We start from the raw sequence: 10,975 nt of genomic DNA, 5'->3' as shown, positions 1-10,975 counted from the left end.
AACGAATCGTGTCGGCTACTGCGCCTGCAGTCGAGCCGGCGCTGTTTCGATCGGTTGATCCGGCCATCCTGTCGAATGTACGGAAGATCATTTAATCGCTAAACATCGAGCTAAGGCCAAGGAGGCTGTCATGACTATGCAGAACGCATCATGGGTGAAATGGACAGGGTGCACGGTATCGCTGGCGCTATTGGCCGGCTGCGTGATCAATCCGTATGTCAAGACTGCGGCAGTGCCACGCAACGATCCGATTGCGAAGAAATGTAAGGAAATTGCAAAGGCTGCTGTTGGTGCGAATGAGGCGAGAAATTACGCCGAGTGTGTGCGGCGCACGATGGAAAGCAAGGCCGGCAGATACGCATGGATGAACAATGGTGGTAGCGTGTTGCTGATGCAGATGGCAGGGTTCGCGGGTTACAGCGGCGTGCGCGGCGGGCATCAGGCGCAAGTCGCGGCATTCACGACGGGTGGGGCGAGCATGTATGGCGCGCAGCAATATCTGTATCGCAAGCCGCGCGAAGTGATCTACTGGTCCGGTTCAAACGCGATCGGTTGCGCGATCGGCGTGACTCAGCGTAGGACGGTGGTTGCAACTGCGGCAAAGGTTGAGTTCGAAAAGATGGTCGGACTGTACGCTACCGAAGGAAAGCAATTACAGAGCCTCTTGGAATCGTTGCAAACAAGACTGGAAAATCCTCCGAACCCAACGCAATGCAGCGCTGCTGTAAAGAACGATTGGGCTGTCCTCAAGGAAAAATTCGAAGACACCATTTTGTCTGCGATAGAGAGCGAGGCAAGAAAAGACGAGATTCAGATGAGAGTGCAGAACCTGTTTTTTTCCACGCAGAATGCAGACATCGATCTGATTGCAATCACGAACGCGATTCGCGACACCGTCAATCGTCAATTGGCGCTCGAACAGCCGGATCCGGCCGAGCTGGGTAAGATTTTGGGGGCGCTCAAGCTGCCTGCATTGGCGGGAGCAGCGTCTCCTTCTGGTCAAAAAGAAGCGGATATGTTGACCACTATTAGTGTGACGGGGCTCAATGCCATGATGTCTGATCGACGGATGGGGCTTGATCAGGAAGTGCATGTCTGTGGGACGCAGGCTGATCACGACGCAATTGCAGCCGATGCGCAAAATGTTTCAAGGATTCTTGCGGTGTTGGATCAGGGGCTGAAGGACATGGAGTTGAATCTCGATGTGCTTGAAGAGCGCGCCAAGGCGACCACCGAAGATGGTTCACAGCTCAAGTATTGCACGCTGACGAAAACCAATACGCTCATGCCGTTCGGGCTGCAGCTCGCTCAGCAAGGCGTGCAGAAGGTGACTGAAGGCCAGATGTTGTCGATCGCCATCGGCGGTGGCGTGCCTCCATTCTCGGTCGCAGCGATGTCGACCGACTCAAACGGAATCACTGCAATCCCCAAGGATACCGATGAGGGCGGCTACAAGATCGAGATAAGCGCTGTCTCTGCAAAAAAAGGTGCAAAGTCGATGTTCTTCGCCAGCGATGCGGTGGGTGCGGGGGCCGTATTCGCGGTTGAGGTCGTGGCTAAATGAGCCGGCTATCACATGGTTCCATGTGACAGCGGCGGCATGAATACCATGCCATGCATGTTTTCCGTCACGAAGAACCCCGCCGGAAGGCGGGGTTTTTCTTTGCGCGAAGCGGGCGCGGAATCAATCCTTGATGATGTAGACCTGCCCGAAGACGAATTGGGCGTTGCCGTGCTGGTAGATCGCGGTTTCCACCTCCTCGAAGCAGGGGTTCTCGAAATGCAGGGTGAAGAACTTCCAGGTGTTGGCCGCGAGGAAGTCGCGGCGGCTGAGGTCGCGTTGCGCGAGGATGCGTCGCCCCTGATGGGTGCAGATCTGCAGTGAGGCGATCACCGCTTTCGGCGTGGTGGCGATGTCGTTGACCTGGAGATAGTAGCTGGCGCGATGCGGGCCGACGCCGAAACGGGTGTCGTAGGGACCGTAGACCAGATAGCCGGGCGCGTCGATGTTCGGACGCGCACGGCAGTCGAGCCCATAGGCCGAGCCGGTCTGGTGCGAGGTGTTGCCGGCGTAGTACTGATAAGTGCCGGTGGCGCCCGCGGCGCATTGCGCGTGCGCGCGACCGGTGGCGAGCCCGGCGAGCGCGAAGGCGACGATGGCGAGACAGCAGGGGTTCGGGCGGAACATGGTGACTCCTATGTGCGGATGGGGGGATGGGGTGGCGATGCGCCGAGCGTCCGGCGCGTGCTGACACATGGGCGCCGCTGGGCGCACGCCGCCGCTCGGATCACAGCCGGCCCGTCGGCTGAAGTCAATGCGCATGGCGCCGGGATCGGACGGCGGGGGACGAGCGCGGCGATGGCGACATCAGCGATGACGATCAATGGAATCGTGGGATTCGATGGATCGCCCTGATCTAAAAAATCTCTCGTGTCCGCTGAGAGATCTCTCGTCCCGGCACTCTTGGACGTTGATCACGCTTCGCCTGCGGGTCGATCCCTAGGATGCCGCCCGCGCCGGAGCCGCTCGACCTCCGCCGCCGCTGCCCCCGGTCGAGCCTGCCGCCGCTGCGATGCGATCCGATCCATGCGCTCCGATCCGCGCGCGGCCTGCGGCCCAACAAGGAACGAAACAGATGAAGGAATCCGTTCGTACATGCCTGCGGCTGTTCGTCGCCGCCACGGCGATGCTGACCGCCGCGACCGCCCAGGCCCAGACCTGGTCGCAACTCAATGCACTGCCCGGCACGATGGAGGGCATGCCGTTGATCAACAGCAACAACCCCGAAAGCGTCAGCCGCGAAGGGTTGTTGCTGGCGACCGAGCCGATGCTGTCGGCCGACGCCACCAAGGTCACGCGGACGCTGGGCACCGGCACCCTGGACTCGGCCTGCCCCAGCGGCAGCCTGCGCGAGTTCGCGTTCTACATGCATCACCTCGTGGCCGCGGCCAGCGGGACCGATGCCCAGGTGCAGCGGGTGTTCGTGATTCTGGAACCGGCGGGCGCGAGCGCCACCTTCAACGCCTACGGTGCCGCGATCTCTCAGCGCGACATCACCGTGCCGGCGGGCCAGACCACGCTGGATCCGGGCAGGAGCCCGAGTTACTCGGTGTCGCTGGCGTCGCTCACCGGCACCCTGCCGAGCTGGGTCACCAGCAGCGCGAACGGTTCGAGCTTCATCAACCTGAGCGGACAGACCATCACCGGTGCCTTCGCGCTGGCCAACATCGGCGGCACCCAGGGCGCGTCCCTGGACGCACGCATCAAGGTGCGCGCCACGGCCGGCTGCCTGAAGGTCCGCGTGGTCGCCGCGTCCGCCAACAACAACACGCTGGCGCTCGCCAACACGCTGGGCAAGCGTCTGTATGCCTGGGGCAATGTCGCGTCCACGTACAACGCATCGGGCCAGCAACTGGTCTTCGGCGGCGCGCCGTGCTCCAGCCGCCAGCCGGTCAACGGCAACGGCACCTACGACTGGATCGGCTGGGGCCGTTCGGCGGGCGTCTATCGCTACGAGCGCTGGAGCGGCACCAACAACGTCTCGTTCACGTCGACGAACCAGAACTTCGGCTACAAGTTCCTGGCCGCGCCGTCGAACCTGATCAACACCACCAGCACCGGCACGGTCACGCCCACCGGCGCCTGCAACCCCACCACCGCCGATCCCTCGCCTTCGAGCAACGCGCAGCGCGCGCCGGCGCTGCGGTACTACAGCACCAACAGCTCGGGCGTGACCGGTGGCCGCGACAGCGATCCTTGGTCGACCGCCAACTACGGTGCCGAGTACCTCATGACCCATCGTGTGACCAACAGCAGCGGCGCCTGCGTCACCGCACGGCTGCAGATCACGATGTATCCGGCCCAGCAGCAGTGCTCCGCATACGGCGGTTCCGCCACCCGCCACTGGGACGGCGCGTTCAAGGTCACCCAGAACGGCACGGTGCAGCCGATCGTGCGCAATTACGTGAAGTGCAACGAATCGCCCGGTTCGACCAACCCCAACATTCCGGTGGCACGGGTGCCGGTCAGCACCATCGCGTCGAAGGTGATGACTCCAGGCGAAACTGTGACCTGGCTGGTGCAGGGTTTCGTGCCCGGCCTGATCTCGGCGCCGGGCGCCTTCCTGGTGAATTCCACGCCCGCGACCTGCCCCTGACGGATGCCCGCGTCGCCCGTGCCGGCGCGGCCGGTGCGGGATGGTATTCCGCCGCATCCGACGGCCCCGCGAGCGATCGCGGGGCTGTCGTGCCGGTGATCGCGGCAGGGCCGGGGCCGACCTCTGGCACATGCCGGCACGCCGGATTCGGGCATCCTCCGACGAGGTCCGTGCGCCGATGTCGCACGGAGGCCGCATTCCCTTCCGGAGAGTCCCATGATCCGTGGCATCCCCACCGCGCTGGTCGCGGCGCTGTGCGCCGGCGCGTTCGCGCCCGCGCAGGCGCAGACGAAGAAAGAACCGTTCACCGTCGAACGCAGTTGGCAGATCCAGCGCATCGGCGCGCCCACGCTGTCGCGCGATGGCCGCACCGTCATCGCACCGGTCACGCGCATCGCGATGGATGAAGACAAGTCCTACGTCGACCTGTGGATCTGGAATGCCGCCGACGGCAGCGGCCAGCGGCGCTTCACGACCGATGCCGCGAATGACGGCGCGCCGACGATCAGTCCCGACGGCCAATACGTAGCCTTCACTTCGCAGCGCGGCGACGACAAGGCGCCGCAGTTGTACGTGATGCCGATCGGCGGCGGCGAAGCGCGGAGACTCACGAAACTCGCGACCGGCGTGCAGAGCCCGAAGTGGTTCGGCGACGGCAAGCGCCTGGCGTTCGTGTCGCGGGTGTTCGCCGACCTGGCGCTGGACCAGCAGGGCAAGCGCCTGGACGAGCGCAAGGACCGCAAGATGACCGCGATGGTCTGGGATGCCGGCCCGGTGTCCGCCTGGGACCAGTATCTCGACGAACGCCAGTTCCACGTGTTCTCGGTGGCGTTCGACTCCGGCGCCGATGGCGCGGAACCGCCGGCGATCCGGGCGCTGACCCAGCCCAGCGGCCTGCAACTGCCCCGCGCTGCGGTGCAGGGCACCGACGGCCATTACGCGATCTCGCCCGATGGTCGCGAACTGGCGTTCGTCGCTGACAGCGATCCCGCGATCAACGTCGCCAACAACGATGTCTTCACCGTCGCGATCGCCGCCGACGGCAGCGGCGGCAAGGATCCGCGCAACCTCACCGCGGGCAATGTCGCCGGCGATGGCTCGCCGCTGTACAGCCCCGATGGCCGCCATCTGAGTTTCGTGCAGCAGCGCATCCGCGGCTTCTATGCAGACAAGGGGCGGCTGATGCTGCGCGATCGCGTCAGCGGCGCGACGCGCGAACTGTTCGCCGACTGGGACCGCAGCGCGGGCGGTCTGGTGTGGGCGCGCGACGGCCGGCGGCTGTACGGCGCGATCGACGACGCCGGCACCGTCCGCGTGTACGAACTGCCGTTGGACGGTGCACCGCGCAAGGTGACCGGCGCGATGTCGTTCGGCGGCCTCGCGCTGGCCGACAACGGCACCCTGGTCGCGCTGCGCGAAAGTTTCGTCGAGCCGCCGACGCTGGTGCGTCTGGATGCGAAGACCGGCGCCGCGACCAAGCTGTCGACGATCAACGACGCGCTGCTGGCCGCCACCGACTTCGGCACCTACGAATCGGTGACCTACACCGGCGCGAAAGGCAGGGACATCCAGATGTGGGTGAACTATCCGCCGGGCTTCGACAAGTCGAAGAAATATCCGTTCTTCATGCTGATCCACGGCGGACCGCACAATGCCATCACCGACGGCATGGCGTTCCGCTGGAACGCGCAGGTGTTCGGCAGTTGGGGGTACGTGACCGCCTGGCCGAACTTCCACGGCAGCTCCGGCTTCGGACAGGCCTTCGCCGATTCGATCAACCCGGAGTGGGCCGAGCAGCCGTACCAGGACGTGATCAAGGCGGCGGACTGGTTCGCCGCACAGCCCTGGATCGACAAGGACCGCATGGTCGCGGGCGGCGGCAGCTACGGCGGTTATCTCACCACCGTGATCCTCGGCCGCGAGCATCCGTTCAAGGCGCTGCTCGCGCATGCGGCGGTGTACAACCTCTACACCCAGCAGGCCGCGGATTTCTCGGCGGAACCCGCGCGTTTCGGCGGTTTCTGGGAAGGCGACAACCGCGCGGCGCTGGAGCGGAATTCGCCGCATCTGCGTGCCGCGCACTTCAAGACGCCAACCCTCGTCGTCCACGGGCAGACCGATCTGCGCGTGCCGGTGAATCACGGTCTGGAGCTGTATCACACGCTATTGAACAAGGGCGTGGCCAGCCGCTACGTCTATTACCCGAACGAAAACCACTGGGTGCTGAAGCCGCAGAATTCGGTGTTCTGGTATCAGCAGGTGAAGAAGTGGTTCGACGAACACAATCCGCCGCAGCGTGTCGGCGCGAGCGTGCCTGCGGCCCCGTCCTCCTCCGGCGCTGCCGCGGCCGACTGATCGCCGGCGTCATCGCGCCAACGCGGAGGGCCCGCTTCGCAGCGGGCCCTCTGTCGTCCGGCATCGTATTGCGCTGCGACGGCGGACTGGGTCTGCGCGTCCGCCGCGATCAATGACAGGTGGTGTAGCAGGAGATCGCGCCGAACGCGTAGTCGTCGGCCGCTTCGGTCCATTCGTCGCCGCAGGCGCCGAGCTGCGAGTTGTGGTCGCGATTGCAGATGTCGTGGTCGAGGCAGTCCTGATACCAGGCGCCGAGGCCGTCGCCCACGCCGCAGCCCGCGCCGCAGCGGCCCGGGCAGGAACTCGCGCCGCAGCCGTAGGCCACGCTCTTGCTGCTGTAGCCGTGCGACGGGCAGAAGTCGTGCGCCGAGGAACGATAGAACACGCGGTCGTCGTCGCAGACATCGACGATGGCGTGCAGGTTGGTGAAGCTGCCGCCGCCCTGTTCGTTGCATGCGGCCGCGGCCACGATCGGCTGCCGGTTGAGCGCCTGCGCGCCCGGCACGATGCTGCTGGACTCGCGGTCGAAATCGCGCGCCTGCGGTGCGATCGGCTTGGCGTCGCCGCGCTTCACCACCCATTCCGCCGCGAAGGTCTTGCCCAGCGGCACTTCCGAATACATCTCCGCCAGACGCCACAGCATGTCGTGCGATTTCGGCACGCGCTGGCCGCCGGCCAGCGTGGGCAGCGTGCGGCCGAGTTCGGTCTGGAAGCTCTTGAGAACGGCGCGGTCCTGTTCGTCGATGACGACCCGATCCACGGTGCGGACCGTCATGGTGCCGGCGGCGTAATCGATGTCGTGATCGATCACGGCGCCGTTGACTTCCAGCCGCACGGTCACGCGATCGGGGGAGACGCCCTGCGCCGCGGACTTGCCGGCGGAGAGGCTGGCGGTGCGGAACGAGAGCGCGCCGGATGGCGTGACCAGCGTGCCGGCGACATCGTCGCCCGGGGCGGCGAGGACTTTCATCTGCCCGGGCTGTGCAGGCGCTTCTGCGGCTGCGGCGGACGCCGCCTCCGGAGATGCGGCGGACACCGGCCGCGATGGCCATGCGCCAACGGCCAACAACAGACTGCATGTGCCTGCAGCCAACAACAGTTTGAGATTCGGGTTCATTTCGGAAACGCTCCTTGTCGATGCGGTGGCGGGGAGTCGGCAGGGTCGCCAACAGGATTGCCGGCTGCGCGTCGCGTCCACGCGCCCGAAGTCCGGCGCGGATCGTGATGTCGCGAAGGCTTCCGGGGCCCCGTCCCCGGAGACCCGCATTGTGCCCGCAAATCCGCGCGGCGCGGCGTTCGTTTCGCAAGCGGGCGGTGAGCCGAAAAGTCGCCGAGGGCAATTAAATGTACCTGCCGGTTCTTTTTTGCACCGCAGCGTGATTTGTCCTAACGCTTCCTTCACGATGCTCGCGCATCCCGACGTGGGGGAGGGAGCAAGCCCGCTACCGGTTCGACCGGGGCGGGCTTTTTTATTGCTTCGCTCGCCACGGAGATGGCCATCCGCGGGAGATGCCAGAATCCGTGCATGGACCCCGCCGAGCTTTCCTCCGTCGAACCGACCGCGGCCTCTGCCGCCATCGTCGCGCGCATCGACCGTGCCGTTGCCCGTCTGCGCATGGCGCATGCGGACTGGCCGGCGGCCGCCGAGACGCGCGTCCGCGCCCTGGCCCTGGTGAGCGATTTCGCGGTCGACGTCTGCCTGCGCCAGCCCGCACTGTTGCCCGTGCTGCTGGCCGACGACGGCGCGCGGTCGGCGCCGATGCCGGCCCTGACCGCGGATCTGCGCGCCGAATGGCCGACCCTGCTGCGGCGCTATCGCCAGGCCGAGTCGGTGCGACTGATCTGGCGCGACGTGCATGGGCTGGACACGCTGGACCAGACGCTGGCCTGCATCACCGCGCTGGCCGAAACCTGCCTGCAGACGGCGCTGGCGGCGCTGGAACGCGATTTCGCCGAGCGCTTCGGCACGGTGCGCGATCCCGACGGTGCGTCGGTGCGGCTGGTGGTGTTCGCGCTGGGCAAACTGGGCGGCGGCGAACTGAACTTCAGTTCCGACATCGACTTGGTCTACGCCTACGCGCAGGACGGGGACAGCGACGGATCGCGTGCGCTGGCGGCGGAGGACTACTTCGCCCGGCTCGGCCAGCAACTGGCGAAGCTGCTCGACGAAGTCACCGCGGAAGGCTTCTGTCATCGCGTGGACCTGCGCCTGCGGCCGTTCGGCACCGCCGGCCGCATCGCGCTGTCGTTCGCGGCGATGGAGCAGTATTTCCAGCGCGAAGGCCGCGACTGGGAGCGTTACGCCTGGCAGAAGGCGCGGCCGGTGGCTGGCGACCTCGACGCCGGCGCGCGTTTCCTCGACACCCTGCGGCCGTTCGTCTATCGGCGCTATCTCGATTACGGCGCGCTCGACGGCCTGCGCGAGATGAAGGCGAGCATCGCCGCCGAAGTCGCGCGCAAGGACATGGCCGACGACATCAAGCGCGGCCCCGGCGGCATCCGCGAAGTGGAATTCTTGGCCCAGGCGCTGCAGTTGATCCGCGGCGGGCGCGAGCCCGCGCTGCGTGAGCGCCGGTTGCAGCCTGCGCTGTCGGCGCTGCGCGATGCGCGCCATCTGTCCGCGGAGGCCTGCGACGCGCTGCTGGCGGCGTATCGTTTTCTGCGCCTGCTCGAAAACCGGCTGCAGATGCTGGGCGACGCGCAGACCCAGCGGCTCCCGGACGACCCGGCGACCCGGGCGCGACTTGCGCAGGGGCTCGGCGAAGCCGACTGGGATGCGCTGCATGCCCGGCTGCAGGCGCATCGCGAACGGGTGACGCAGGAGTTCGACGCGCTGCTCGCGCCGCGCGGGCGCGCGGCGCAGCCCGATGCGCTGGTGTCCTACTGGCGCGGGCTGCGCGACGGTGCTGGTCGCGACGGCGAGGACGACGACGCGGCGCGGACGCTGCGCGATGCCGGCTTCATCCATGCGACCGAGGTCGATCGCGCGCTGCGCGATTTCGCGCGCGCGCCGGGTGTGCGCGATCTGTCGGATGCCGCCCGCGCGCGGCTGGATCGGCTGATGCCGGCGCTGCTGGCGGGCGTGGCCGGGTCGGCCGAACCGCTGCTGGCGCTGCGGCGCGCGCTGGCGCTGCTGCAGGCGATCCTGCGCCGCGCGAGTTATCTCGCCTTGCTGGACGAACAGCCCGCGGCGCTGTCGCGGCTGGTCGATACCCTGGCGCGCAGCGCCTTGCTGGGCGACCGCCTCGCCGCGCATCCGCTGCTGCTGGACGAGCTGCTGGACATCCGTGTCGCCGGGCCGTTGCCGAAGCCGGAGGCATTCGCCGCCGCGGCCGACGCCGCGCTGCAGGCGGAGGATTCGGAAGCGGCGCTGTTGGCGCTCAACGAAGCCCGGCAGACCCTGAGCTTCCGCATCGCCCTGGTCACCCTCGACCGGCGCATGCGCGCCGTCGACACCGCGCGGCTGCTGGCGGCGTTGGCGGATGCGTTGCTGGCGGCGGTCTACCGGCTGGCGCTGCGCGAGCTCGAAGCGCAGCACGGCCGCATCGACGGTTTCCGTTTCGCGGTACTGGGCTACGGCAGCCTCGGCGGCCGCGAACTCGGTTTCGGCTCCGACCTCGACGTGGTGTTCGTCTACGACGCGCCCGCGGACGCGGTGTCCGACGGCGCGCGTGCGCTCGACGCCCCGCGCTGGAGCGCGCGCCTGGCGCAGAAGATCGTCGCGTTGCTGGGCGCGCCGACCGGCGCGGGCCGGCTGTACGACGTCGACGTTCGCCTGCGGCCCGACGGCGCCAAGGGATTGCTGGTGTCCACGCTCGCCAGTTTCGAGGAGTATCAGCGTCATCGCGCCTGGACCTGGGAACATCAGGCGCTGGTGCGCGCCCACGCCATCGCCGGCGACGCGGATCTGCGCGCCGCGTTCGAACGGGTACGCGCGGACACCCTGGCGCAGCCGCGCGATGCCGCGAAATTGCGCGAGGATGTGGCCGCGATGCGCGCGCGGATGCGTGCGGAGCTGGATCGTTCCGGTACGGACCGTTTCGACCTCAAGCAGGGGCAGGGCGGCCTGGTCGACCTCGAATTCCTGCTGCAATACCTCGTGCTGCGCGAGGCCGAGGCGAGGCCCGCCCTGCTCGCGCCGCGCGATACGCCGGGTCTGATCGATGCGCTGCGCGCGGAAGCGGTGCTGGACGCCGAGATCGCGGCGCGATTGCATGCGGCGCACGATGCGCTGCTCGGCGCCGGGCTGGCCTGCACGCTCGACCGCCGGGCGCGGATCGTCGATGCTGGCAGCGAAGGGCTCGATGCCGCGCGTCGCGTCGTCATCGCGGCCACGCACGGCATTCTGCACGCCGAAGGCGCATGATTCGTGCCGGATGCCTGTCCGCAGGCGGGCATCCGCCGCGTTCCTGACGCGTATCGCAACCGGATCGCACGGGAATCGAATGCGCTTGCGATTCCAT

6 protein-coding genes are annotated in these 10,975 nt (G+C 67.0%); 4 read left to right on the top strand and 2 right to left on the bottom strand.

Features of this window, described 5'->3' with window-relative positions:
- The first annotated feature begins 130 nt into the window (after positions 1-130).
- Positions 131-1,564 (top strand): hypothetical protein, encoded by a 1,434-nt coding sequence (locus ABD974_RS16340; RefSeq protein WP_345304398.1) that lies wholly within the window; start codon positions 131-133, stop codon positions 1,562-1,564.
- A 120-nt stretch (positions 1,565-1,684) separates the two neighbouring features.
- On the opposite strand, the gene ABD974_RS16335 is transcribed toward ABD974_RS16340, so the two are convergent.
- Complete coding sequence (locus tag ABD974_RS16335; RefSeq protein WP_345304397.1) at positions 1,685-2,188, bottom strand: hypothetical protein; 504 nt, start codon at positions 2,186-2,188, stop codon at positions 1,685-1,687.
- A gap of 448 nt (positions 2,189-2,636) precedes the next feature.
- Here ABD974_RS16335 and ABD974_RS16330 point away from each other — a divergent pair, with 448 nt between their 5' ends.
- The gene (locus ABD974_RS16330) at positions 2,637-4,157 is read left to right on the top strand and encodes a DUF3370 family protein (protein WP_345304396.1); all 1,521 of its coding nucleotides are present in this window, start codon (positions 2,637-2,639) and stop codon (positions 4,155-4,157) included.
- A 216-nt stretch (positions 4,158-4,373) separates the two neighbouring features.
- Positions 4,374-6,512 carry a S9 family peptidase gene (locus ABD974_RS16325; RefSeq protein ID WP_345304395.1) on the top strand — a complete coding sequence of 713 codons (2,139 nt, stop codon included), beginning with the start codon at positions 4,374-4,376 and terminating at the stop codon, positions 6,510-6,512.
- 109 nt (positions 6,513-6,621) lie between these two features.
- Here the strand turns inward: ABD974_RS16325 and ABD974_RS16320 are convergent, their stop codons facing one another.
- Entirely contained in the window at positions 6,622-7,482 is an 861-nt protein-coding gene (locus ABD974_RS16320) for a DUF8213 domain-containing protein (RefSeq protein WP_345304394.1), read from the bottom strand.
- Positions 7,483-8,037: 555 nt separating this feature from the next.
- Between ABD974_RS16320 and glnE the strand changes: the two genes are divergently transcribed.
- The gene (glnE, locus tag ABD974_RS16315; RefSeq protein ID WP_345304393.1) at positions 8,038-10,878 is read left to right on the top strand and encodes a bifunctional [glutamate--ammonia ligase]-adenylyl-L-tyrosine phosphorylase/[glutamate--ammonia-ligase] adenylyltransferase; all 2,841 of its coding nucleotides are present in this window, start codon (positions 8,038-8,040) and stop codon (positions 10,876-10,878) included.
- Positions 10,879-10,975 lie beyond the last annotated feature (97 nt).

This window comes from Lysobacter hankyongensis, from assembly GCF_039543145.1.
Lineage (GTDB): Bacteria > Pseudomonadota > Gammaproteobacteria > Xanthomonadales > Xanthomonadaceae > Lysobacter_I > Lysobacter_I hankyongensis.
Note: the sequence above shows the minus strand (reverse complement) of the source record. Positions and strands in the feature narration are given on the sequence as shown.